The sequence below is a fragment of the Kribbella sp. NPDC051952 genome, from assembly GCF_040680855.1.
Lineage (GTDB): Bacteria > Actinomycetota > Actinomycetes > Propionibacteriales > Kribbellaceae > Kribbella.
Genome location: NZ_JBFAXQ010000008.1, coordinates 70229 through 94769, shown reverse-complemented (window position 1 = coordinate 94769; position 24541 = coordinate 70229). Strand labels below are relative to the sequence as shown.

Below are 24541 nucleotides of genomic sequence, written 5' to 3'. Positions count from 1 at the left end.
TCCAATGGTTGCCAGGATCGCGTGGGATCTAGCCTCATGCGGCGCCTCCTGGTGGTCACCGGACTCACCGTCCTGCTGTTCCTGCCCGGAGCCACCTCGGCTTCGGCTCACGTGATCGCATCGACCGGCTATTCCACCGTGCACCAGGACGGCAACCGCGTGACCTGGCTGCTCAGCCTGGAGTACGACGTACTGGGTCGAGCCGTGGAGCTCGGTGGCCCGGGGACGGATGACGGGCAGCGCGCGCAGGCGCTGGACAATGCCAAGGAGCAGATCGGCGAGTACCTGCACGACCGGGTCGTCGTCTCCGTCGACGGCGCGGCCTGTGAGTCCGCGCTCGAGACCACCTCGGTCGGACAGCGAGCCACGAAGGCGTACGCCGAGCTCGGCCTGGTGTTCGAATGCCCCGGCTCAACCGGAACCTTCAGCCTCAAGTACGACGTCTTCGACACCGCCGAGGCGGTCGCGGACGATCACACCAACCTGGTCGAGTACGACTTCGCCAACCAGCACGGTCGGACCGTCTTCGACCGTTCGCATCACGACTTCAGCGTCGGCGACAACACGATGGCGAGTTCCAGCCTGCAGTTCGGGAAGATGGGCGTCGAGCACATCCTGCTCGGTCTCGATCATGTCCTCTTCGTGGTCGCGCTGATCCTCGGGGCGAGCAGCCTGCGCGGCCTCGTCCAGGTCATCTCGATGTTCACCGTCGCGCACAGCGTCACGCTCGTCTCCACCCTGCTGGGCGGACTCGCCGTACCGGCGGTGATCGTCGAGCCGCTGATCGCGCTCTCGATCGCCTTCGTCGCGGTCGAGAACCTGCTCGGTTCCACCCGCCACCGGCTCCCGGTGGTCTTCGGTTTCGGTCTTCTGCACGGTCTCGGGTTCGCCGGGTCGTTGCGGATCACCGATCAGGCCAGTCCGGAACTGCTCGTCTCGCTGCTGAGCTTCAACGTCGGCATCGAGGTGGGTCAGGCGTTGCTGTTGCTCGCCGTGTTCCCGCTGGTCCTGATGATCCGCCGGACCCGCGTCGCGGTCCCGGTGGTTCGCTCGGCGACCGGGGTCGTCGCCGCCTTCGGTCTCTTCTGGTTCGTAGAGAGGTTCTTCCTGGCATGATCCGCCTGTCACGCAGGTCGAACGATCAATCCACCGCCACCACGAGGTGGCACAAACTCCTGTACGGCGTCACCGCCGGACTGGCCGTCCTGGTGGTCGCAGTGCCTTTGAGCGGCGTAGTCGCGGACGCCGTCGACGGGCCGAGCGCCACCATCACCGGCACGGTCTTCGAGGACAAGGACGCCGACAACCGGATCGACAACGGTGAGGCCGGGATCCCCGGCGTCAGCGTCTCGGACGGTCAGCAGAGCGTCGTCACCGACGCCAAGGGGCAGTACACGTTCAAGACCGACGTCGAGCGTCGGGACACCGACCTCGTCTTCGTCACCCAACCGGCCGGCTACGCCGTCGGCACCGACGACAACATGACGCCGAAGTTCTTCCGGAACCTCGGCCAGTTGACCGACGGCGCCGCCCAGGAGGTCAACTTCGGCCTCCGCAAGGACAAGTCGTCCGCGAACGGCGGGTTCACTTTCGCCAACGTCGCCGACCCGCATGTGAACGCGCAACTGCCCGAGCAGATCGCCGAGGTCAACTCGACCCAGCAGAAGCTCGCGTTCATCCAGGTCAGCGGTGACCTGACCAACAGCGCAACCGACGCGGAGTTCGAGTTCTACAAGAAGAGCACTGCGAACTCGAAGGTCCCGGTCTGGCCGGCTGTCGGCAACCACGAGTACGCCGCGGGTGCGACGTACGCGGCTCGGATCAACAATTACCGCAAGCACGTCGGCCCGGAGTGGTACTCGTTCGACTACAGCGACCGGCATTTCCTGGTGCTGGAGAACAACGGGGCCGCGCCGTTCGCCGAGCAGCTCGAATGGGTCAAGGCCGACCTCGCCCGCAATATGAAGAAGGGCAAGCATCTCGTCGTACTGACGCATCAGCCGATGAACGTCCCGTTCGGCTCGCCGTCGGTGTACGACGAGTACGGCAAGGTGCTCGAGCAGTACGGCGCCGAGCTGATCCTGGTCGGTCACGAGCACTCCAACGACGTCGAGCCGAAGAGCGACTTCGCCGGCACCGCGAAGCACATCCAGACCGTGTCCAGCTCGTACACGATCGACAACTCGCCGCGCGGGTTCCGGTTCGTGCACATGGACAACAAGGCCTTCGACAACCCGTTCCGGATCTACGGCGCGGAGAAGGATCTGACCGTCGTCTCACCGGCGCCCGATACGGCGGTCCCGCTGGACCGCTTCCCCGGCATCCAGGTGAACGCGTACGACACCACCGACGCACCCGTCCGGGTCCGCTACCGCCTGGACAACGGCGCGTGGCGCGCACTGCAGTCGACCGGAGAGTTCACCTGGTACGGCGACCTGCCGCATGGTACCAAGGCCGGCAAGCACAAGCTCGTCGTGGAGGCAGCGGACAAGACCGGCGCGACCTGGACCCGTACGTCGGACTTCACCTTCACCACCGGCAAGGCGATCCAGCCGATCGCCGGAGCGAACTGGTCGCAGCACCACGGCGACGCCTCGCACAACGGGGTCGCCACCGACGCGATCGCCGCCGGCCAGCGGCTAGCCTGGTCCTTCCGGACCAAGGGCACCTTCCTGACCGGCTCGCCAGCGATCGTCAACGGCATCGTGTACGCCGGAACCCGGGACGAGAACGGTGACGGCAACAGCGCGGTCCACGCGGTCTCGCTCGCGACCGGCAAGAAGCTGTGGAGCTACACCGTGCCGTCGTCGGTCCACGGCAGCGTCGCGGTGTCAGATGGTCTCGTCTACGTCCCGACGCTGCGCGGCACGCTCTTCGCCGTGGACGCCAAGACCGGCAAGCTGAAATGGCGGCACGACCCGGAGGCCGCGCCGGAGGGCAACAACCAGCGCACCTACGGGTACTACGGCGTGACGGTTGCCGACGGCAAAGTGCTGTTCCCGTACCAGACTCGCTTCGGCGAGGCGGCGACCGGCCTGCTGCTGGCCCTCGACGCCAAGACCGGCCAGCGGGTGTGGGCCGCACCGATGTCCGGGGCAACGATGAGTGACGGCACGCCGGCTGTCTCCGACGGACGTGTGTACGTCGGCAACGAAACCGCCGACCGGGTGATCGCTTACGACCTGAAGACCGGCGCGAAGGTCTGGCAAGCCACCGAGAGTCTCGGCGGCTGGCAGGACGGCATCCCGTCGGCGGCCGATGGCAAGGTGTTCATCGGTTCGAACAACGGGATCGTGGCTCGTGACGGCGCGACCGGTGCCACGCTGTGGTCCTACACCAGTTCGCACTCGTCGCTGGTGAGCAGCGGCGCGACCCCGGCCGCCGCGGCGATCAAGGGCAACACGGTCTACATGTCCTTCCCGAGCGGCGCGGTCACCGCGTTGAACGCGACCACGGGTGCGGTGATCTGGGACCAGCTGTTGCCGGGTTCGCTGTACCGGGGTGGTTCTTTCACCTCACCGGCGCTGTCCGGGAACACGCTGTTCGTCGGCGCCAACAGCGGCGGGTTCTACGCGCTGGACGCGCGGACGGGCCAGCCGCTGTGGTCGCAGGACATCGGCACCTGGGTGTCGGCCGGACCGGCGGTCAGCGGCAACACCGTGGTCGCCGGCGCGTTCGACGGCAACCTGTACGCCTTCACCCCGGGCGGTACGACGGCCAACCCGTGGCCGCTCGTCTCCGGCAAGGTCACCAACAAGAGCACCGGCGCACCGGTGGCGAACAGCACGGTTCTCGTCGTCCGGGACGGTACGGCGATCGGCCGCACCACAACCGATGCCTCCGGCAATTACCAGGTCGGGCTCTCGCAAGGTGCGGGCAAGTACACCGTCCAGGTTGCCCAGCTCGGGTTCGGGACCGCGGCCAAGGAGGTCGAGGCCGGCGACAGCGGTACGTATCAGGCCAACCTCGAGGTGGCTCCGGTCACCGTCGACGCCAGCATCGGCAAGCGTCTGCCGAGCGGTCTGGTCGAGGGCGGCGTCGGTGACATCGTGATCGAGAACAAGCACCTGGCGATGACGGTCGCGAAGGTCTTCCAGGACTCGCAGCTGAGCCCGTCCACGCCCGGCAAGGTCGTCGACATGGCGATCACCGGGCAGCCGGACCAGCTGGACTGGATCAACCTCCCGTACGTGACCACCACCGAGCCGACCGGCGGCAGTGCCTGGCAGCAGACGCAGGTCCGCTCGACCGACGTCCGGATCGTCGAGAACACCGGCGAGAAGGCCGTCGTCCAGGTCACCGGCACGTCGGTGGAGAACGCGAACCTCAAGGTGGTCACGACGTACACCGCGACCGCCGACGAGCAGTTCATCGCCGCGGCAACGACCTTCACCAACGCAACGGGTGCGCCGCTGACGGTGTGGGCCGGCGACGCCCTCGACCACGACGGCGCGGGCTCGCGCTCGGCCGTCGCCGGCAACGCTCCAGTCACGACCGGTGGGCCGCTCGCCCAGACGCCGGACGTGAAGGGCTGGATCGGTCAGTCGGGGACCGGCGCGGACAACCAGACCTACGGGCTGGTGTACGGCGCGGACAGCGGAGCGTTCACAGGGTATTCGCAGGCGATCTGGACGATGAGCAAGTTCAAGCTCGACCTCCCGGTCGGTGGCGAGCACACCATCACCCGGCGGATCGTCGCGGTCTCCAACGAGGGCGCGGCGGACAAGTTCGCCGTACTGAACCAGTTCGCGTTCTGATCAACCGACCAGGACGCTGAGCACCTTGACGGGCTGCTGGGGCGAGGCCGCGATCCGGTCGAGCACCGGCAGCCCGTTGCTCACGGCACCGATGACGGTGGAGTTCTTCGGTACGCCGTTCGCCGTGTGCACGAGGAAGAACCGGCTCCCGCTACCGCCCTCATTGCTGAGGGCAACTACGCCGTGGCTGTAGGCCTCGTGGCCGGTCAGCTCCGGGGTGAACCGGTACCCAGGCCGGCCCGCGCCGCACTCGAGGATCGCCCGGGTACGGCGCGGGCACGGGGTCTGGTCGTAGAACCGCTTCAGCGCGAGATACGTGAAGCTGTGCACAGCACACGGTGCACCGTGGCGATCAAGCGTGAGGACCAGGTCGCCGCGATTGGTACGGACCGTCACCTTGACCAGTCCGATCGTCGGCGCCAGCGAGTACGGCGGCCGCACGGTCCCGTCACCCACCCGCGTGTAGGTGCAGGTCTTGAAGAGCGTCGGAGCGGCCTGGGCACTGGCGGCCCAGCCCTCCAGGATCAGCGCGACGGCTGCGACCAGGACGACTGCGACAATCCGTTTCCAGTGACGCATAGTGCTGACGCTAACATTGGGTAGGCGGATTGCAACAGATTGTGTTCAGACTGTGGCAGGCTGCGGTGGTGTGTCGTCCGACGCGTGCTTGGACGTCCAACGCGATGCCGCAGTCGAATGCCGGTACGGTCCATCGTCCGGGGGAGGACCCGCCGGGGCTTCTTCGGCAGCAGGTGGGATCACCGGTGTGCCGTCCGCCGCGAGGGCGTGAACTTCCTCGACCGTGAGCAGGCCGACCGGTCGGACCCCCTCGGTGATCACCACGATGCAGCCGGGGATCACCTGCTGGGCGCGGTATCCCTTCGCCGGTACGAGAATGCCCTCGGCCGGGGTCCGCCAGGCGCCCGGCGCGAACCGGCGCAGTGCGATCCCGGCCTGCCCGTCCTCCGCCGTCCGCGGCGGTAGGTAGGCGGTGGCTGTGTAGTCGTAGTCGTAGTCCGGCTCAGGCGGCCCGGACACTCGCCCACCCTGCTGGGGCGTCAACCAGACCACCATGCCCCGAACAGCGAGCGACCCCGTCATCATGACCATGAAGAGCCATCATGCCGATTACTGAGTGAATCCGCTATACGACACCGTGTATTCCCCGCAATCTCTCCGCGATCTGTTCGCGATGTACGGCCCGCCCGGCTGTGACAAGCGTGTCTTGGGTAGCCTGCAAGGGTGGCTGAGGCGCGGATGGGGTCGTGGGAGGGACGGCTGGTCCGGCTCGGGTTCGCGGACCCCCAGCGAGCCGGAGTGATGCTCGAACAACTCGATCTGCTCGAGCCGCACAGCCCCTTGGCGACCGAGCAGTTGATCACCAGTCTGTCCGAGTCGGCAGACCCGGATCTTGCACTGCTGGGCCTGTGCGGGATGGCCGAGGCACTGCACCGGCATCAGTACGATCTGGCCGCGTTCGCGCGCACGCTGGAGATGGACGACGGCTTCCGGCGCCGGCTCGTGTACGTGCTTGGTGCGAGCGAGGCGCTCGGGCGGCATCTCGGCGTACACCCGCGGCATTGGTACGACCTGGCGGATCCTGCGCTGGCCGGCTCGAGGCCGTCGGTTGAGGATGTTGCCGCGAAGCTGGCGACCGCGGTCGACGCCAAGCATCCGGTCGACGCGCTGCGGGTGGAGTATCGCCGGTTGTTGTTGCGGTTGGCCGCGCGTGATCTCGCCGAGGGGCTGCTCGTCGACGAGGTCGCCGCCGTACTGGCCGACTTGGCCGCGGGAGCGCTCGAGACCGCGCTGCGGATTGCCCGGAACCAGTTCTTCGCCGCTCACCCCGGTGCGGCCGATTGCCGGCTCGCGATCATTGCCATGGGCAAGTGTGGCGGCCGCGAACTCAACTACGTGAGCGACGTCGACGTACTGTTCGTCGCCGAGCCGCTGGAAGGTGAGCCGGAGGCGCCCGCGCTCAAGACGGCGACACAGTTGGCCGCGGCAACGATGCAGATCTGTTCGGCCCACACCGGCGAGGGCACGCTCTGGCCGGTCGACGCCGCGCTGCGTCCGGAGGGCAAGTCGGGCCCGCTGGTTCGTACGCTCGACAGCCACCTCGCGTACTACCAGCGCTGGGCCAAGACCTGGGAGTTCCAGGCCCTGCTCAAGGCCCGTCCCGTCGCGGGCGACGCGAAGCTCGGTCAGGAGTACAGCGAGAGGACCGGGCAGCTCGTGTGGTCGGCAGCCGACCGTGAGGGCTTCGTCGACGACGTCCAGGCGATGCGGCGTCGGGTCATCGACCACATCCCCGCAGCCGACGTCGATCGCCAACTGAAGCTCGGTCCCGGCGGGTTGCGGGACGTGGAGTTCGCCGTACAACTCCTGCAGCTTGTCCACGGCCGCAGTGACGAGGCGGTCCGCAGCGGTACGACGCTCGTCGCGCTGGAGCAGCTGACCACAACCGGGTACGTCGGTCGCACGGATGGCGCCGTACTCGCGGATGCGTATCGCTTCCTGCGGTCGATGGAGCACCGCATCCAGCTGTACCGGTTGCGTCGTACGCATCAGGTCCCGGACGACGACGCCGATCTGCGCCGGCTCGGCCGTTCGCTCGGTTTCACGAAGAACCCGGTCACCGACCTGGTCGCGGCGTGGAAGAAGCACGCGCTCGAGGTACGGCGACTCCACGAGAAGCTGTTCTACCGGCCGCTGCTCGCGGCCGTGGCGCGGATCCCCGGCGGCGAGGTGCGGCTGACGCCGGAGGCCGCGAAGCAGCGGCTGACCGCGCTCGGGTACGCCGATCCCTCCTCCGCGCTGCGCCACATCGAAGCCCTCTCGGAGGGTGTGACCCGGCGATCGTCGATCCAGAAGGCGTTGCTGCCGGCGATGCTCGGATGGTTCGCGGAGTCGCCGGATCCGGATGCCGGCCTGCTCGCGTTCCGGACGATCTCCGACGCGCTCGGCTCGACGCCCTGGTACCTGCGCCAACTCCGCGACGAGGGCGCCTCCGCCGAACGGCTCGCGCACCTCCTCGCCAGCGGCCGGTACGCAGTCGACCTCTTGCAGCGTGCACCCGAAGCGACCGCGATGCTCGCCGACGAGCGCGAACTCGTGCCGCGGACGGCAGACGCCTTGCTGACCGAAATGTCCGCGGCCGCGCGTCGCCAAGAAGCACCCGAGGCCGCGGTGGCCGCGATCCGGGCGGTCCGGCGGCGTGAACTCTTCCGGGTCGCCGCGGCGGATCTGTCCGGCCTGCTCGACGTCGAGACGGTGGGGACGACGCTGACGACGATCGCAGTCGGCACCCTGAGCAGCGCGTTGGAGGTGGCCCGCCGCACGGTGGCGAAGGGACAGCCGGAGCCGACGAAGATGGCGATCATCGCGATGGGCCGGTTCGGTGGTCACGAGCTCAGCTACGGCAGCGACGCGGACGTGATGTTCGTCCACCAGCCGAACCCGGGTGCGGACGAGAAGGCCGCCACCGACTTCGCCACCCAGGCCGCAACCGAGCTGCGCCGCCTGCTCGCGCTGCCGGGATCAGATCCGGCGGTCGCGATCGATGCCGACCTGCGCCCCGAGGGCCGCCAGGGACCGCTGGTCCGGACGCTGGCGTCGTACGAGTCCTACTATGCGCGCTGGTCCGCGGTGTGGGAGGCGCAGGCGTTGCTGCGGGCCGATCCGCTTTGTGGTGATGCCGACCTGTGCCAGGCGTTCCGCGAACTGATTGATCCGCTGCGCTATCCGGCGGACGGAGTCAGCGAGCGAGATGTGATGGAGATCCGGCGGATCAAGGCCCGCGTCGACGCCGAACGTCTGCCGCGCGGCGCCGATCCGGCCACTCACACCAAGCTCGGCCGCGGCGGCCTCGCCGACATCGAGTGGACCGTGCAGCTCCTCCAGCTCCGCGAGGCGCACCGCGTTCCGACACTCCGTACGACGCGCACGCTCGGCGCACTCAACGCCGGGGTCGAGGCGGGTCTGGTCGACCCGACCGAGGCGGAGACGCTGCGCACCGCGTGGGAGATGGCGACCCGGATCCGGAGCGCGATCATGCTCGTCCGCGGCCGCCCCAGCGACTCCCTGCCGCGCGATCCCCGCGACCTGGCCGCCGTCGCCCACATCTGCGGCTACCCGCCCGGCGAATCCAGCCGCTTCTCCGACGACTACCTCCGCATCACCCGCCACGCCTACAACACCGTGTCCCGCCTCTTCTGGGACGACTAATAAACTCATGCCGGTGGATGCAGTGGATCAGGTCAGACAGGAAGGCGTCTTCAGCCACGTCCGGCGGAGCGTGCGGATGACGGTTGGGCAGAAACGTGTCTGGGCGACGCACTGGTCCGAGCTGGGTCGCCGGCTCGAGGAGCTGCCGCCTGGATCGGTTGATCTGCCCGCGTGGTTCGACCGGGACGCGCCGACCGTGCTGGAGATCGGGTCCGGGATGGGTGACGCGACCGCGCAGCTCGCCGTCGCGATGCCCGAGGTGAATCACCTGGCCGCCGAGGTGTATCCGGCCGGCCTCGGGCAGCTGATGCTGTGGGTGGAGAAGTACGACCTCGACAACGTCCGGCTGCTGCACGGCGACGCGCTCGACTTCCTGCGTGACCACGTCGCGCCCGGCACACTGGCCGGCGTACGGATCTACTTCCCGGACCCGTGGCCGAAGAAGCGGCACCACAAGCGGCGACTCGTCACCGCGCCGTTCGTCGCACTGGTAGCGTCCCGGCTGCAGCCGCGCGGAACGTTGCATCTGGCAACCGACTGGCAGGACTACGCGGACCGGATGCTCGAGGTCTGCGAGAGCGAGCCGCAGTTGAGCAACCAGTACGACGGCTGGGCCCCGCGACCTGAGTGGCGTCCGGTCACCAAGTTCGAGTCCCGGGCCCAGGCCGAGGGCCGTGAGGTCCGGGACCTGATCTACAGCAAGGTCTAGTGCCTCGCGTCGGAGGCACTAGGCCGACCGACCGGTGAAGCTCCACTGCCCGGCCGGCACGGTGAAGATCGTGTAGCCGTCCTGGTACGTCGCCTCGCCCGCCAGCGAAGCCGGTACGGCGGTGACCTCCGAGGCTGCCGTGGACGGTACATGAACCTCTGCCGTCGTACCGATCGGGATCTGGATGTCCAGCGTGAACACCCGGCTCCGCTTCTTCCAGGCAACGGCTACCCGGCCGCGGACCGTCTCGGTCCGGATGCTTGCCGAGGGCACCTCACTGCGCGCGTCCGGCCGGATCACGATCCGCTCGCAGCCGTCGCCGACGATGCGCAGCCCGGCGACGTTCTCGTAGATCCACTGCACGACCGTGCCCTGGAAATAGTGGTTGCGCGACCGCGAGTCGTCCTCCCACTTCTCCCACATCGTGTCCGCGCCGAGGTCGAACCAGTAACCCCAGCTCGGGAACGTCCGCTGCAAGGCGACATTCGTTGCCACGTCGTCGTACCCGTGCGCGGTGAGGACCGGCAGCAGTACGCCGACACCCAGGCAGCCGGTGTTGAGATGGAAGCCACGGGCCTCGACATCGGCGGCCAGGTTGGCTGCGACACGATCGACCAGATCATCCGGCACCAGTCCGAACGCAAGCGGCACGGCGTTGGACGTCTGCCGGTAGTCCGGATCGTCAGCCGATCGGTACCGGCCCGCCTCGCGATCCAGGAACGCTCGGTTCAGACCGTCCTTGAGGTCGGCGGCCGCCTTGCGATAGTCGTTGGACTGCCCAATCAAGTCGCCGATCTCGGCCGCCGCAATAACAGCCCGATACAGGTATGCCGTACCCGTGAGCCGCCGGTCTTCCGGCGCCGGGCCGTTGCCGTAGCCGGGTGGGAGCCAGTCGCCGAGCACGCTGACGGACAGGCCGTCCTCGACCCGATCGAGTTCCCAGGCGAGATAGCGGGTGAGTGATTCCCAGTGCTCGCGCAGGATCCGCTCATCGCCGTACCAGCGGTGCATCTCGCGCAGCAGGAACGGATAGACCGTCGGCCATTCGGTCGCGGGGGAGAGGTCGGTGAAACCCCAGCCGCTGGACGGGACGATCACGGGCAGCTGGCCCGAGTCGGCCTGGCTGTCCCGGATGTCGCCGAGCCACTTGGTGAAGAACCGGGCCAGGTCGAGCATGGCCAGCATCGTCGGCCCGCCGACCTGCGCGTCACCCGTCCACCCGTTCTTCTCGAAGAACGGCGTATCGGTCGGGATGCCGTGCAGATTCCCCAGGATCGTCCGCCGCATCGCGTGGTCGAACTGTTCGTACGGCGCCTGCGCCGACGCGAACTGTGTCACGGTGCGAACGTCCGAGTGCACCACGCGCATCTGCACCTCGGCCGATGCGCCTTCGAGCTGCACGTATCGGAAGCCCTTGTAGGAGAAGCGTGGTTCCCAGGTCTCGACGCCGTTGCCGGCGGCAATGTACTCGTCGCGCTGGATCCGATCGCCGTCGACGTGCCCGTTCTCCGCGACCACGTTGCCATCAGCAACCGTCTCGCCGTGGGTCAGGCTGATCGTCGTACCGGCGGATGCCGTCACGGTCAGCCTGGTCCACCCGGCCACGGTCCGGCCGAAGTCGGCGATCCAGACACCAGGCCGGACCTCGGTGACGTCGACGGGATCGACAGTGTCGGTCACCCGGATCGGCTCGTGCTCCTGCGCCTTGACCTGTCCCTTCGGCGCCTCGACCACGGTCGCCGCCGACCACGACGAGTCGTCGAAACCGGGTGCGTCCCAGCCGGGCAGGGCGCGGCGCGCGTCGTACGTCTCGCCGGTGTAGAGGGAATCCGAGAGGGTGGGGCCGCCGGTGATGCGCCACGACTCGTCGGTGACCACCTCGGTCGTCCGGCCGTCGTGGTACTCGATCACGAGGCGCGCGATCAGGCGCGGCTCGGCGGTCCAGGGGGCCTGGTGCCAGCGCCAGACGTTGGGGGAGTTCAGGCCGAAGAAGCCGCGGCCGAGCTCGGCACCGACCACGTTGTCGCCGGACTGCAGGAGTTCGGTCACGTCGTGGGTGACATAGAGGACAGTGCGGTCGTAGGCGGTGAAGCCGGGATCGAGGACCGCGTCGCTGACGGCGTTGCCGTTGAGCCGGAGGTCGGCGTACCCGAGGCCGCTCGCGTAGAGGCGGGCTCGGCGCACCGTCCCGTCGATGGTGAAGCCGCGTCGTAGCAGGGGAGCGCTGTCGGTCGTGCCGCCGATCCAGCCGGCGCCGGCGAAGCCCTCGTCAAGGAGGCCGGTCTCGAACCATTCCGGTGCAGACCACTCGCCACTCCGGTCGAGTCCGTCCCAGAGCCGCACGGACCAGTGGTAGCGCGTCCGGGCTGTCGTCGGGCCGTCGTACTCGATCCCGAAGGTCTGCGCGGAAGCCACCCGACCGGAGTCCCATATGTCAGCGGTCTCCGGGCTCAGCAGCTCCGGCGTCGACGCGACGACGATCTGGTACGCCGTCTGCGTCGCGCCGTACCCGGGAGCCGTCGCGACCCAGCTCAGCCGCGGTCTGGGTACGTCGGTGCCGAGTGGCTGGACGGCGTACTCGGTCTTGAGGGAACGGGCGATCAGTGGACCACCAGGCGTCCATCCGTCCGGCACGTGCATCAGGCGGCTCCTCAAGCTCGTCTTGGCACCCCGAGGACCCTAGGCAGCTGGTTGTCGGCCTTTCAACACTCTGACCAGAACCGGCCGTGATCAACAGTGCCTTCTGTTCACTCGCTGCGCTCGTCAAGTGATCGTTTGTCTCACTTCCTGATTTGTCGTCTCACATCGCGAAACCTGAGCATGTCACTCGACTTTGTCCGCTTTCATGGAGACATGCAGGTCACCCGTAATGCGCCCGGCGACGCTCTCACGCGTCGTCGGCACGTCGACCTGCTGCGCGTGAACTCCTCCGGCTGTTGACCTTCGGCGTACTACCCGCCGTTCTGTCAGCGTCTCCACCCGACCCGTGGGAGCAGCTCCGTGCGTCGTCTCATTCTGATCGCCTTGCTGGGCTCGGTCGCCCAGCTCGTCGACGGCACCCTCGGCATGGCCTACGGCGTCACCGCCAGCACGGCCCTGCTGATCACCGGGATCACCCCGGCCGTCGCGTCTGCCTCCGTTCATCTCGCCGAAGTCGGCACCACGCTCGCCTCCGGCCTGTCGCACTGGCGGTTCGGCAACGTGGACTGGCGTGTGGTCACGCTGATCGGCCTACCGGGCGGTGTCGGCGCGTTCGCCGGCGCGACGTTCCTGTCCAGCCTGTCGACCGAGTCCGCGTCGGTGTGGGTTGCCGGACTGCTGCTCCTGCTCGGCGTCTACATCCTGGCCCGGTTCGGGACCGGGAAGGTGCGCGCGATCGTCGAGGGCCGCCCGGCCGGCAAGTTCCTCGGCCCGCTCGGTCTGGTCGCCGGGTTCATCGACGCCACCGGTGGTGGCGGCTGGGGACCGGTCGCGAACTCGGCGCTGCTCAGCAGCGGCAAGCTCGCGCCACGGCGCGCGGTCGGCTCGGTCAACGCGGCTGAGTTCATCGTGTCGGTCGCGGCGAGCATCGGATTCCTGTTCGGACTCGGTGGGCAGAACCTGCCGTTCAGCATCGTCGGTGCCTTGCTGATCGGTGGCGTCCTGGCCGCGCCGCTCGCCGCCTGGCTGGTCTCGCGACTGGCGACCCGCTGGCTCGGCGTCGGGGTCGGCCTGGTGCTGATCCTGACCAACGCCCGCACCCTGCTGAACGGTCTCGACGTCGCCACCGGCCCGCGGTACGCGGCGTACGGCGCTCTCGTCCTCGGCTGGGCCGCCGTCGTCGTGTACGGCGTCCGGTTCGCCGGCCGTCGCGCGGTCACCGAGGCCGAAGGCGTCCTCGACGACGAGCGCGAGCTCGAGACCGTCTCCTGACCTGCCCTTTCTTCCGCCTGCGGCCGTCCAGCCGCCGTACCACCAGAGGTCTTCTCGTGCGTATCCCCAGCATCCGTCCTGTCCGACTCCTCGCCGCAGCTCTGGCCCTGACCGTCGCCGCGGCCGGCTGCTCGCGCGCCGACTCGGACGAGACCACGGCCGCCACCTCAGACAAGGGCCCGGCCACCGAACTCCGGCTCGGCTACTTCCCGAACGTCACGCACGCCGCCGCCCTCGTCGGCCTCGGCAAGGGCTTGTTCAGCAAGGAACTCGGCAACACCAAGCTGGTGCCGACCAAGTTCAACGCCGGTCCCGAGGAAGTCGGCGCGTTGCTCGGTGGCTCGCTGGACGCCGGCTTCATCGGCTCCGGTCCGGCGATCAACGCCTTCGCCAAGTCGAACGGCGAGGCGGTTCGCCTGATCGCCGGTGCGACGTCCGGCGGAGCCCAGCTCGTGGTGAAGCCGACGATCACCAAGCCGGAGGACCTGGTCGGCAAGACCGTGGTCACTCCCCAGCTCGGCAACACCCAGGACGTGTCGCTGAAGAAGTGGCTCGCCGGGAAGAACCTGACCGGCAAGGTCAAGGTGACCAACCTGGAGAACGCCCAGACCCTGGACTCGTTCAAGAAGGGTGACGTCGACGCCGCCTGGCTGCCCGAGCCCTGGTCGTCGCGGCTCGTCCTCGACGCCGGCGCGAAGGTCCTGCTGGACGAGGCCACGCTCTGGCCGGACGGCAAGTTCCCGACCACCGTGCTGATCGTCCGCACCCAGTTCCTGCAGGAGCACCCGGAGACGGTCAAGGCACTGCTCACCGGTCTGGTCTCGGCGATCGACTTCTCCACCAGCAACCAGGCCGAGGCCGCGACCGTGGTGAACGCGCAGCTGAAGGCGGCGACCGGAAAGGCACTGTCGCCGGCCGTGATCGACCGCGCGTTCAAGAACATCCAGCTCACCGCGGACCCGATCGCGGCCACGTTCCCGCAGTTGGCCAAGGACCAGGTCACCGCGGGGATCGCGAAGGAAGCGCCCGCGGTGGCCGGATTCGCGGACCTCGGCCCGCTGAACGACGTACTGGGCAAGGCAGGCAAGCCGGCGGTCGACGCGGCCGGTCTGGACACCAAGTAACTCACGCAGTACCCGAGGAGGCAGCCATGACCGCGACCGTCGAGACCGATCGGACCGCAACGGACAGCAGGGTGAGTCCCGTGCGGTTTCATCAAGTGGGTAAGGCGTTCGGGACCGGCCGGAAGGCGGTCGTGGCGCTGGATGGTGTCGAGCTCGAGGTCGGGGCGGGCGAGTTCGTCTGCCTGCTCGGTGCTTCGGGGTGTGGCAAGACCACGCTGCTGAACCTGGTCGCGGGATTGGATCAGCCGACGAGCGGGCGGATCGAGCTGAACTCGTCGCGTCCGGCCGTGGTGTTCCAGGAGCCCGCACTGATGCCGTGGCTGACGGCCGCCGGGAATGTCGAGCTGCCGCTGCGGATGGCCGGCGTACCGAAAGCGCAGCGACGGGCCAAGGCTGCCGAGTTGCTCGAGTTGGTTCGGCTGGCCGGATTGGGCGACAAGCGGCCGCACGAGTTGTCCGGTGGTATGCGGCAGCGAGTCGCGCTGGCTCGTGCGCTCGCCTCGACGACCGACAACACCGGCTCGGGCGCAGGCAAGCCGTCGTTGTTGCTGATGGACGAGCCGTTCTCGGCGCTCGACGCGATCACCCGGGACGTCCTGCAGGGTGAGCTGCTGCGGATCTGGCGTGCGACCGGTACGGCGATTCTCTTTGTCACCCACGACGTCCGCGAGGCCGTGCGCCTCGGGCAGCGCGTCGTACTGCTGTCGTCGCGGCCCGGCCGGGTCGTGCGGGAGTGGGATGCGGACAAGCTGCCGGAATCCGACGCGGTGGACGAGATCAACGCCGCGCTGCGGAAGGTGATCAGCAGTCATGCCGCCTGAGCGGGCCCTCATAGACGGCACAGCAGATAGCGGAGTGGACGGGACGGCGGAGGGTTCGGTCGAGGCCGGACTCGACGCTCTCGATACGCCGGTCGTCGCGCCCGACGGTTCGCCGCTGCGGCGGATCGCGGCCCGGGTGCTGCCGCCGGTCGGCGCGATCGTGCTGTTCGTGGCGGTGTGGCAGGCGTTGTGGGCGGCCGCGTTCTGGCCCGAGTTCAAGCTGCCCGCACCGGTCGACGTATGGAGCCAGATCTGGCAGCTGGTCACGTCGGGCAAGATCGTCGAACTGTTCTGGGTCTCGGTGCACCGGGCCGTGATCGGCTTCGCGATCTCGCTGCTGATCGCCGTACCGCTGGGGCTGGCGATCGCGAACATCAGGGTTGTACGGCGGGGGATCGGTCCGCTGGTGTCGGGACTGCAGAGCCTGCCGTCGGTGGCGTGGGTACCGGCCGCGATCCTGTGGTTCGGGCTGAACGACCGGGCGATCTACTGGGTCGTGCTGCTCGGCGCCGTGCCTTCGATCGCGAACGGCCTGGTGTCCGGTCTGGATCAGGTGCCGCCGATCCTGCCGCGAGTCGGCAAGGCGCTCGGTGCGGGTCGGCTGGGCGGGATCCGGTACATCCTGCTGCCGGCCGCGTTGCCCGGATTCCTCGGCGGCTTGAAGCAGGGTTGGGCGTTCTCCTGGCGGTCGCTGATGGCGGCCGAACTGATCGCGACCTCACCCGAACTGGGCGAAGGACTGGGTCAGTTCCTGCACAACGGGATGTCCCTGTCGGACATCTCGATGGTCTTCGCCGGCATCATCCTGATCTTCGTCGTCGGCGTCGGCATCGAGCTCCTCGTCTTCCGCCCACTGGAGAACTCGGTACTACGAGCCCGCGGACTGACGTCCTCGGCACACTAACGCCGTACTGTGGGGGCGTGGTCCGATTTCTGCCGTTCCTGATCAGCTTGGTGCTCAGCGTCTACGCGCTGTTCTCCTGCATCCAGACGCCCGACGAGGACGTGCCGCACCTGCCGAAGCTGGTGTGGATCGTCCTGATCGTCTTCGTCCCGTTCGTCGGGCCGATCGTCTGGCTGCTGATGTCCCGGACCCAGCCCGGGCCGGCGGCCGGCACCGTACGACGATCGCCGGCGCCGGGGTCGCGCCCGGTCGCGCCCGATGACGATCCGGACTTCCTCAAGTCACTGGATCGCTACCGGGACCCGCGTACGACGAAGCCCGAGCCGCCCAAGCCGGAACCGCACAAGCCCGAGCCGACCAAGCCCGAGCCGACCAAGCCCGCACCGGCCAAGCCTGAACCGACCGGGGACGGGCCGAAGGACGCGAAGAAGAAGCCACCCCAGGACAAGCCCAAGAAGTCTCCGAAGCCGACCGAGGAGACGCCGTCGGAGACCGACGACGGTAAGGCCTGAGCTTTCGCGCAGGCCCCACCGACGACAGGTTGTACTGGAAGTGCGCGGCTCCTTACGCCGACTTTCGGTGCTCGGTCATGGGGTTGTCGCGCTCGGATTCTGTGGTGCCGCCCCAGACGCCGTACGGCTCACCGACCGACAGAGCGTGCTGCCGGCACTCGGGCTGGACCGGGCAAGTACCGCAGAGCGACTTGGCCACCATCTCGCGGGCGCGCTTGCGCACGCCACGCTCCGATTCGGGCGAGAAGAACAGCTCTGGGTTGACGTCGCGGCACGCGGCCTGCGACTGCCAGTCCCACAGATCCATGAGCGGGCGGGGTAGGCGAGGCATCCCTCTCGACATGGCAACCTCCTTGACTCACCGTGAGCGCGGACGGGCGCTCGGTGAAAACTATGCTCAACTCACACCGAGTTCAACCCTTGTTGTCTCGAACTTCGGTCCATTCGTTATCGCGGCGTACCCATCGAGGGCCGTCGCGGGCCGTGATCGGCGGTTTTCACACGGAGCGGGTGTTCACGTCATCACCTGATGTGACATGAGTCACTTCGTCAGCCAGGCACCGAGAACGGCCGCGAGCAGGCCGGCTCCGAGGTTCAGCACCACGTTGAGCAACGCTTTGCCACGATGCCCGGAAGTGGCCAGTGCGGTCGTCTCGGCCGCGAAGGTGCTGTACGTCGTGAACGCACCGCAGAACCCTGTACCAGCAAGCAAAGCGATCGTGTGATTGCCGACGCCAACGAGCATCCCGAGGACGAAACTGCCGAGAACGTTGACGGTGAAGGTTCCCCACGGGAGTGGCGTCTCGATCCGGGTTCCGAGCAACAACCGTCCGACCAAGTGCTTGTCCACCAGGAAACGCAGGGGAGCACCGACCGCGGCGCCGAGAGCGACCCACACGACGTTCATCGACGGTGCCCGGTCCACTCGCCGATGAATGCCGCCAGCAACGCCGCGACGACCGTGCCGAAGTAGTAGGCAAAGGCAACGAGCAGATGCACGTGCAGAAGCTGCTCGGTATCGACGGCGAAGGTCGAGAACGTCGTGAACCCGCCGAGGATCCCGGTGCCGAGGAACGGCCGCAACAACGGATGCGATCGCGGCGTGATCCGGGCCAGCAGAACACCGATGGCGAAACAGCCGAGTACGTTCGTCCCGAACGTCGCCCAGGGGAACTCGCCGACCGAATGTGGGAACGCCTCAGCGAGGCCGTAGCGCGCCAAGGAGCCGATCACACCACCGAGCGCTACGACACCGACAACACGGGGCAATCCATCGTCAGCCATCGTCCGCTGGATCGTAGCGGTAGTACTCGTGCCCGCCGTGCAGGATGCCCTTCTCGCCGGTCAACGCGCGGATCACCATCGCGTGCGTGATCGCGAGCACCGGTCCGTACGTGCTGGCGGTGTGCCGGGCCAAGGCCGCACGGGCTCGCTCGCGGACCTGCGAGAGCGGCTCCCAGGGACGTTGGAGACCTTCCGGCCACTCCCCGTCGTACTGCTCGAACTCCGCGTGAGCCGCCCGTACGTCGGCAATCCCGCGCCAGGACCCGGTGTTGTCGGGCAGCCAGTCGCGCAGGTCGTAGTCGACCCGAACGCCGAGGGCCAGCCGGTGACCGATGATCGCGGCGCTCTGCAGCGCCCGCGTGAACGGCGAGCTGACCAGGTACGTCGCCTGGATGCCGCTGAGCAGGTCAGCAACCTCCAAGGCTTGTTTCGCGCCGACAGTGGTGAGCGGGGCGGAATCGGCCGCCATCCCCGGCCATCCCCGGGAATCGATCGGCTCGTAGTCCGGCTCACCGTGCCGGACCAGGTAAATCTGCGTCACGGCCATGTTCTACCTGAGATGGCGCGCGCCCGCCCAGCCGCGGGCATGCCCGGGCGGCGGGATCGGCTCGGTCAGAGACGTAGGAGGCCGGACTTGATGCAGTTCGTCGAAGAGATGGTCGATGGGCCCGGGCTGCGTCTCGTCCTCGATCCAGCGCACCTCGGTCGCACCTTGGTGCCCGTGCACGGCAAGGACGGAATCGACATTCGGCCACACCGCCGTCGCCGGGTTGTCTCCGCGCCAGCGAAGGGCCACCGACCCGTCGCTGAACTCGCAGCCTTCCGCGACCACCCCGGTTCCCGACACGCCACTGGGATCCCGGTACCGCACCAACTCGAAAGTCCGCGGCCTCACCACCTGCTGCACTCCCCGTTTCCTCGACCCGTCTTGCAGCCCTCAACGAGTCCGGACCGGTCGCGGTTACTGACCGCCGACCGAACGACGCATGAAGATCCGCTGTGCCGGGTCGAGTCCGAACGCCGTCTCGGCCGCCAGCAGGTCGGTCAGTCCCGAGGTCAACTCCTGCGGCGGCAGCTCCTGGAAGCCGAGGCGGGCGTAGTACGGCCCGTTCCACGGCACGCTGCGGAAGGTGCTGAGAGTGAGGGCCGGCAGCCCCTGCTCCGCGGCCCAGGCGTCGACGTGGCTGATCATCCGGCGGCCGAGTCCCTGACCCTGGTGATCCGGGTGGACGCTGATCTGCTCGATGTGGGCCGCGCCGTCCACCAGCGTGACGAGGACGAAGCCGGTCGGGTGATCGTCGGCGTCGACGGTCACCCAGAGGCGGCCGGCCTGGCGGGCCTGCTCGAAGAGCTCGAGCGGTGGCGGTGGGTGCTCGGCGATATCCGTCATCCCGATAGTGCGGAAGAGCACGCCGGCGGCGGATTCCAGGGTGCGCAGGAGCTCCAGTTCGTCCTGGCGCGCGGTACGGATGGTCACCGGACGAGACAACCATGACCGAGGAGCGGACGCCACGCAGTTTCCGGCAGTGGTAGCCTCTGTCACGTGAAGCGCAGCTATTGGCGATTTTTTGAGTGGCCGGCCTTGGTGCCGGGCAGCTCAGCCATTCGCTGACGCCCAACCGCAAGACACCAGAGCCGGCTCGAAGACAAGGACTCCCGTCCTTGTCTTTTTTCGTTCCCAGCCGGTGTCTGCGACCTTCCGCGGCCTCCGGCGCCAGCCCCCTCGGGGGCGGAAAGGTCCCCATCATGAACACCCTCCCTCAGCAGGCCAGTCAGGCGGCCGTCGTCGACCGACGGATCGAGAAGACGGTCCCGCTGGTCACCCCGCTCGCCCTGCACGACGAGCTGCCGCTGAGCGACGACCTCGCCAAGACCGTCGTCGATGGTCGACAGGCCGTGGTCGACGTACTGAACGGCGTCGACGACCGGTTGCTGGTCGTCGTCGGGCCGTGCTCGGTCCACGACGCGAAAGCGGCCCTCGAGTACGCCGAACGCCTCCGACCGGTCGCTGAGCGACTCTCCGACGGTCTGCTCGTGGTGATGCGCGTGTACTTCGAGAAGCCGCGCTCGACCCTGGGCTGGAAGGGCCTGATCAACGACCCGGGTCTGGACGGCTCCGGCGACGTGAACCGTGGCCTGCGGACCGCTCGCCAGTTGCTGCTCCAGGTCCTCGAGCTCGGCCTTCCGGTCGGGTGTGAGTTCCTCGACCCGATCACCCCGCAGTACATCGCCGACACCGTCGGGTGGGGCGCGATCGGCGCGCGGACGGTCGAGAGCCAGGTGCACCGCCAGTTGTCGTCCGGTCTGTCGATGCCGATCGGCATGAAGAACCGCCCGGACGGCTCGATCGGTACGGCGGTCGACGCGATCAAGGCTGCCGCCGTACCGCACGTGTTCACCGGTATCGCCCACGACGGTGCGCCCGCAATCCTGCACACCCGCGGCAACCCGGACTGCCACCTCGTACTGCGCGGATCCGACAGCGGACCGAACTACGACGCGGTGTCTGTCGCCGGCGCGCAGGAGGCGCTGCGCAAGGCTGGTCTGCCGGAACGCGTGGTCGTCGACGCGAGCCACGGCAACAGCCGCAAGGACCACCGCCGGCAACCGGTGGTGGCCGAGGAGATCGGTGCGCAGATCGCGGCCGGCAACTCCGCGATCGTCGGCGTGATGCTGGAGTCGTTCCTGGAGGAGGGCCGCCAGGAGCTCGACCCGACCCGCGAGCTCACCTACGGGCAGTCGATCACCGACGCCTGCATGGGCTGGCAAACCACCGAAACAGTCCTCGAAACCTTGCGGGATGCGGTGCTGACCCGGCGGGGATAGCTGTTCACCTGGAGGTCTAGTCACGGCTACAGCGCGACCCTAGGGGTCCGGACCATGACTGAGATCTCCCGGCGCCCGGTGCTTGGTTCGGCGGTGGGTGGGGCAGCGGTCTCGCTGCTCCCACCCTCGCTGCACACCGCGATGGCGCAGCCTGTGCGGCGCGGTGGGCTGCGCGCGGTCGAGCACGTGATCGTGCTGATGCAGGAGAACCGCTCGTTCGACCACTACTACGGGACCCTGCGCGGGGTCCGCGACCATGACGCACTACGAGCGTCGCGACATCCCGTTGCAGTACGAGCTCGCCGAGACCTTCACGATCTGCGACGCGTACCACTGCTCGGTCAACGGCTCGACGAACCCGAACCGCAACTACCTGTGGTCCGGCACCACCGGCTACGAGCCCGGTACGACGCAACGCGCGGTCACCAACGCCGCCTACGACCACAACCACGCCGGTTACGACTGGACGGCGTACCCGGAACGGCTGGAGAAGTGCGGTGTCTCCTGGCAGATCTACCAGGAGTGGGACAACTTCACGACAACGCGGTCGAGTACTTCAAGACGTTCAAGGAGCTCGGGCACCGGATCCTCCTGGTCCCGTCCGCGGTCGACTCCGAGCACCCCGGCTCGTCCACTCCGGTCGGCAGCGCGAATCTCGTCTACGACCTGCTCGACGCGATCGCGTCGGACCCGGAGATCTGGTCGAAGACCGTGCTGCTGATCAACTTCGACGAGAACGACGGGTACTTCGACCACGTCCCACCGCCGGTCGCGCCGCGACCCGCCTCGGGTGAGGGCGACGACTGGTACGCCGGTCAGCCGATCGGTCTCGGCCCGCGGGTCCCGATGACCGTGGTGTCGCCGTGGACGGTCGGTGGGCATGTCAACTCGCAGGTGTTCGACCACACGTCCGTGATCCAGTTCCTGGAGGACTGGACCGGCGTACGCGAGCCGAACATCAGCAAGTGGCGGCGGACCGCGTGTGGCGATCTCACGTCGGCGTTCGACTTCCAGCGCACGTACCGGCAGCCGTCGGTCGACCAGCCCGGTCCGGTGCCGGCTCCGATCGAGCGGTGGAAGCCGACGCCGCCGGTCGACCAGGCGGTTCCGCAGCAGGAGCCAGGTCGCCGTCCGTCGCGTGCTGGTACGACGTAGAGGTCACGGCCGTCGAGGACACGACGTACTGTCGCCGGCTCACCGGGCACCTGGAGACCGGGAAGCCCAGCATCACCGGGTGATGCAGCCGCAGGACTCGCGATGCATGATCTCGGCCGGCAACCGGCTGGTCTGAGGTGGTGCGCCCGGGTCGTTCATCCTCCGGATCAGGAGCTGGACGGCCCGGGCCCCGATCGCGGCCGACGGCTGCGCGACTGTGGTGAGGCCCGGGCTGAAGAGGTCGGCCCAGGCGAAGTCGTCGAAGGCCGCGATGGCCAGGTCACGCGGCACCTTCACACCGGCAGCGCGGAAGGCGGCGAGCGCGCCGATCGTCATGTCGTTGTTTGCGGCAAATACCGCGGTCGGTGGCTCGCGCAGCTCGAGCAGTTCCCAGGCCGCTTTCCGGCCACCCGCGCTGGATGACGAGCCGTTGATGACCAGGCGGGGATCGACGGCGACGCCGGCGCGCTGATGAGCCAGGTGATACCCGCGTAGGCGTTCGCTGCTGGTCGAGAGGCCGGAGATGCCTGTCAGCATGCCGATCCGGGTGTGGCCGAGCGAGATCAGGTGATCGATGACGGCCGCGGTGGCCGCCTCGTTCTCGACGCCGACCTGGTCGACGCGGAGGTCGGGATCGATCCGGTCCACTACGACGTACGGAATCGGGTGATCGCGCAACAGCGGCAGGGTGAGGTCGCGCCAGCCGACGGCCGGGGCGATCACCAGGCCCTCGATGTGGTGGGCGAGCAGGTTCGCGATCGCGACCGCCTCGTGCCGGGCGTCGTCGCGGGTGTCGACCATGATCAGGTTCAGTCCGGCCCGGGTCGCCTCGCCGTCGATGCCCTGGATCAGGTCGGCCCAGTACGGATTCGAGGCGGCGGTCAGGGCCAGCCCGATCGTCCGGTTCGACCCGGCCGCGAGCGAGCGCGCGGTCGGGTGCTGCTGGTAGCCGAGAATCCGCATCGCGTGCTGGACCCGCTCACGCGTCTTCGGCGCGACCAGGCGGGTGCCGTTCACGACGTGCGAGACCGTACTCACCGATACTCCGGCGGCGTGGGCGACCTCGGTCATCGTGACCATCCGTCGAATGGTCGTCGCTGTCCGTACGTTGCGCAAGGCTTTGCGCAAAGCCGGAAACCAGTGCCCGCACAGGTCTACCTTCACCACTCAGACCTCCGCCCGGGTCGGTGGACCCGGGCCTACCCAGCTCCGGGAGGGCAGACCCGTGCGTAGAACCGTCCCCGTGTTCCTGCTCGCCGCTTCACTCGTGTGTACGGCGGCCTGCACCCAGACCAAGTCCGGTGGTGGCAGTTCGGACGACAGCGGACCGATCAAGATCGGCCTGGTCACCAAGACCGACACCAACCCGTACTTCGTCAAGCTGCGCGAGTCGGCCAAGGCGCACGCGCAGTCCAAGGGCGCCGAGCTGATCGCGGTGGCCGGGAAGTTCGACGGCGACAACGAGGGTCAGGTGGCCGCGATCGAGAACCTGGTCCAGCAGGGCGTGAAAGGAATCCTGATCACGCCGAGCAACTCGACCGGCATCCTCGGAGCGCTCAAATCGGCCAAGGAGAAGGGCGTTCTGGTGATCGCCCTCGACACCGAGACCGATCCGAAGGACGCGGTCGACGCGACCTATGCGACCAACAACACGACGGCCGGTGAGCTGCAGGGCAAATACATCAAGGCCACCCTCGGGTCGACGCCGCCGAAGCTGCTGCTGATGGACGGTACGCCGGGCGGCACCGTCGACGAGCAACGCCATCGTGGCTTCCTGCAGGGGATGGGCCTGAAGGACGGTGACCCCGCGATCCTCGGCGCGGCCCCGACCAACGGCGACCAGAACAAGGCGCAGGCAGCGATGGAGAACCTGCTGCAGCGCGACTCCTCTGTCAATGCCGTCTACACCTTGAACGAGCCCGCTGCGCGCGGCGCCGTTGCGGCTCTGACCGCGAAAGGGCTGGCGGGCAAGGTGGCCGTCGGTTCGATCGACGGCGGTTGCCAAGGGGTCGCGGACGTGAAGGCCGGCAAGTACCTGGCCACCGTCATGCAGTTCCCGAAGAAGATGGCCGAGCAAGGCGTGGACGCGGTGGTCGACTTCGCCAAGAACGGCAAGAAGCCCACAGGTTTCCAGGACACCGGCGCCCAGCTCATCACCGACAAACCCCTCGCGGGCCTGGACGCCAAGGACACGACCTGGGGCGCCCAGAACTGCTGGGGCTGAGATGACGATCACCGGAGAACGAACGACTCCCACCCTGAGGAACCGTTCTGCAGAAGCCTTTCTGCACAACCCGGCGTTGGGTCCAC

Annotated in this window: 22 protein-coding genes and 2 pseudogenes; 14 read left to right on the top strand and 10 right to left on the bottom strand. The window is 68.1% G+C overall.

From position 1 onward, the window contains the following. The first annotated feature begins 36 nt into the window (after positions 1 to 36). Positions 37 to 1116, top strand: a complete 1080-nt coding sequence (locus tag AB0L70_RS17180) for a HupE/UreJ family protein (protein ID WP_363684956.1) — start codon at positions 37 to 39, stop codon at positions 1114 to 1116. Further along, on the top strand, positions 1113 to 4757 hold the full coding sequence (locus AB0L70_RS17175; RefSeq protein WP_363684954.1) for a PQQ-binding-like beta-propeller repeat protein: 3645 nt from the start codon (positions 1113 to 1115) through the stop codon (positions 4755 to 4757). The genes AB0L70_RS17180 and AB0L70_RS17175 overlap by 4 nt, the downstream gene beginning before the upstream one ends. Here the strand turns inward: AB0L70_RS17175 and AB0L70_RS17170 are convergent, their stop codons facing one another. Both AB0L70_RS17170 and AB0L70_RS17165 read right to left on the bottom strand, forming a co-directional pair. Beyond that, complete coding sequence (locus AB0L70_RS17170) at positions 4758 to 5336, bottom strand: peptidylprolyl isomerase (RefSeq protein ID WP_363684952.1); 579 nt, start codon at positions 5334 to 5336, stop codon at positions 4758 to 4760. Positions 5337 to 5381: 45 nt separating this feature from the next. After that, positions 5382 to 5795: a hypothetical protein gene (locus AB0L70_RS17165; protein ID WP_363684950.1), complete on the bottom strand. Its 414-nt coding sequence runs from the start codon at positions 5793 to 5795 to the stop codon at positions 5382 to 5384. Between the two features lie 204 nt (positions 5796 to 5999). Between AB0L70_RS17165 and AB0L70_RS17160 the strand changes: the two genes are divergently transcribed. Both AB0L70_RS17160 and trmB read left to right on the top strand, forming a co-directional pair. Continuing rightward, entirely contained in the window at positions 6000 to 8984 is a 2985-nt protein-coding gene (locus AB0L70_RS17160) for a bifunctional [glutamine synthetase] adenylyltransferase/[glutamine synthetase]-adenylyl-L-tyrosine phosphorylase (RefSeq protein ID WP_363684948.1), read from the top strand. A 13-nt stretch (positions 8985 to 8997) separates the two neighbouring features. Next, positions 8998 to 9693 (top strand): tRNA (guanosine(46)-N7)-methyltransferase TrmB, encoded by a 696-nt coding sequence (gene trmB / locus AB0L70_RS17155; protein ID WP_363684946.1) that lies wholly within the window; start codon positions 8998 to 9000, stop codon positions 9691 to 9693. 18 nt (positions 9694 to 9711) lie between these two features. Here the strand turns inward: trmB and AB0L70_RS17150 are convergent, their stop codons facing one another. Then, positions 9712 to 12333 carry a family 78 glycoside hydrolase catalytic domain gene (locus tag AB0L70_RS17150; RefSeq protein WP_363684944.1) on the bottom strand — a complete coding sequence of 874 codons (2622 nt, stop codon included), beginning with the start codon at positions 12331 to 12333 and terminating at the stop codon, positions 9712 to 9714. A gap of 360 nt (positions 12334 to 12693) precedes the next feature. Between AB0L70_RS17150 and AB0L70_RS17145 the strand changes: the two genes are divergently transcribed. The 5 genes from AB0L70_RS17145 to AB0L70_RS17125 are packed head-to-tail and all read left to right on the top strand — an operon-like array spanning position 12694 to position 16966. Beyond that, on the top strand, positions 12694 to 13605 hold the full coding sequence (locus AB0L70_RS17145; RefSeq protein ID WP_363684942.1) for a sulfite exporter TauE/SafE family protein: 912 nt from the start codon (positions 12694 to 12696) through the stop codon (positions 13603 to 13605). 56 nt (positions 13606 to 13661) lie between these two features. Continuing rightward, positions 13662 to 14729: an ABC transporter substrate-binding protein gene (locus AB0L70_RS17140; protein WP_363684940.1), complete on the top strand. Its 1068-nt coding sequence runs from the start codon at positions 13662 to 13664 to the stop codon at positions 14727 to 14729. Between the two features lie 26 nt (positions 14730 to 14755). Then, positions 14756 to 15550: an ABC transporter ATP-binding protein gene (locus tag AB0L70_RS17135; protein ID WP_363684938.1), complete on the top strand. Its 795-nt coding sequence runs from the start codon at positions 14756 to 14758 to the stop codon at positions 15548 to 15550. Then, positions 15540 to 16454 (top strand): ABC transporter permease, encoded by a 915-nt coding sequence (locus AB0L70_RS17130; RefSeq protein WP_363684936.1) that lies wholly within the window; start codon positions 15540 to 15542, stop codon positions 16452 to 16454. The genes AB0L70_RS17135 and AB0L70_RS17130 overlap by 11 nt, the downstream gene beginning before the upstream one ends. A gap of 17 nt (positions 16455 to 16471) precedes the next feature. Beyond that, a complete protein-coding gene (locus AB0L70_RS17125; protein WP_363684934.1) occupies positions 16472 to 16966 on the top strand; it encodes a PLD nuclease N-terminal domain-containing protein in 495 nt (164 codons plus the stop codon). A 52-nt stretch (positions 16967 to 17018) separates the two neighbouring features. On the opposite strand, the gene AB0L70_RS17120 is transcribed toward AB0L70_RS17125, so the two are convergent. From AB0L70_RS17120 to AB0L70_RS17095, 6 genes are all read right to left on the bottom strand, one after another. Beyond that, the gene (locus AB0L70_RS17120; RefSeq protein ID WP_363684932.1) at positions 17019 to 17309 is read right to left on the bottom strand and encodes a WhiB family transcriptional regulator; all 291 of its coding nucleotides are present in this window, start codon (positions 17307 to 17309) and stop codon (positions 17019 to 17021) included. Positions 17310 to 17507: 198 nt separating this feature from the next. Then, the gene (gene crcB, locus AB0L70_RS17115) at positions 17508 to 17873 is read right to left on the bottom strand and encodes a fluoride efflux transporter CrcB (RefSeq protein ID WP_363684930.1); all 366 of its coding nucleotides are present in this window, start codon (positions 17871 to 17873) and stop codon (positions 17508 to 17510) included. Next, positions 17870 to 18250, bottom strand: coding sequence for a CrcB family protein (locus AB0L70_RS17110; protein WP_363684928.1), 381 nt, complete (start codon positions 18248 to 18250; stop codon positions 17870 to 17872). Before AB0L70_RS17110 ends, crcB begins: the two co-directional genes overlap by 4 nt. Then, positions 18243 to 18791 carry a histidine phosphatase family protein gene (locus AB0L70_RS17105; RefSeq protein ID WP_363684926.1) on the bottom strand — a complete coding sequence of 183 codons (549 nt, stop codon included), beginning with the start codon at positions 18789 to 18791 and terminating at the stop codon, positions 18243 to 18245. The genes AB0L70_RS17110 and AB0L70_RS17105 overlap by 8 nt, the downstream gene beginning before the upstream one ends. A 9-nt stretch (positions 18792 to 18800) precedes the next feature. Next, positions 18801 to 19145 (bottom strand): hypothetical protein, encoded by a 345-nt coding sequence (locus tag AB0L70_RS17100; protein WP_363684924.1) that lies wholly within the window; start codon positions 19143 to 19145, stop codon positions 18801 to 18803. A 66-nt stretch (positions 19146 to 19211) separates the two neighbouring features. After that, a complete protein-coding gene (locus tag AB0L70_RS17095) occupies positions 19212 to 19727 on the bottom strand; it encodes a GNAT family N-acetyltransferase (RefSeq protein WP_363684922.1) in 516 nt (171 codons plus the stop codon). Between the two features lie 269 nt (positions 19728 to 19996). On the opposite strand from AB0L70_RS17095, the gene AB0L70_RS17090 reads away from it, so the two are divergent. The 4 genes and pseudogenes from AB0L70_RS17090 to AB0L70_RS17075 all read left to right on the top strand — a co-directional run bounded on the left by AB0L70_RS17090 (position 19997) and on the right by AB0L70_RS17075 (position 22231). Then, the gene (locus AB0L70_RS17090; RefSeq protein ID WP_363684920.1) at positions 19997 to 21076 is read left to right on the top strand and encodes a 3-deoxy-7-phosphoheptulonate synthase; all 1080 of its coding nucleotides are present in this window, start codon (positions 19997 to 19999) and stop codon (positions 21074 to 21076) included. Positions 21077 to 21130: 54 nt separating this feature from the next. Beyond that, positions 21131 to 21334 (top strand): annotated as a pseudogene (locus AB0L70_RS17085) (alkaline phosphatase family protein); the annotation flags it as partial. Next, positions 21333 to 21575 (top strand): annotated as a pseudogene (locus AB0L70_RS17080) (alkaline phosphatase family protein); the annotation flags it as partial. The pseudogenes AB0L70_RS17085 and AB0L70_RS17080, both read left to right, overlap by 2 nt. Then, entirely contained in the window at positions 21569 to 22231 is a 663-nt protein-coding gene (locus tag AB0L70_RS17075) for an alkaline phosphatase family protein (protein ID WP_363685380.1), read from the top strand. The pseudogene AB0L70_RS17080 and the gene AB0L70_RS17075, both read left to right, overlap by 7 nt. A gap of 72 nt (positions 22232 to 22303) precedes the next feature. Here AB0L70_RS17075 and AB0L70_RS17070 read toward each other — a convergent pair whose 3' ends face one another. Then, on the bottom strand, positions 22304 to 23311 hold the full coding sequence (locus tag AB0L70_RS17070) for a LacI family DNA-binding transcriptional regulator (protein ID WP_363684918.1): 1008 nt from the start codon (positions 23309 to 23311) through the stop codon (positions 22304 to 22306). Between the two features lie 145 nt (positions 23312 to 23456). Here AB0L70_RS17070 and AB0L70_RS17065 point away from each other — a divergent pair, with 145 nt between their 5' ends. After that, the gene (locus AB0L70_RS17065) at positions 23457 to 24455 is read left to right on the top strand and encodes a substrate-binding domain-containing protein (protein WP_363684916.1); all 999 of its coding nucleotides are present in this window, start codon (positions 23457 to 23459) and stop codon (positions 24453 to 24455) included. The last annotated feature ends 86 nt before the right edge of the window (positions 24456 to 24541 follow it).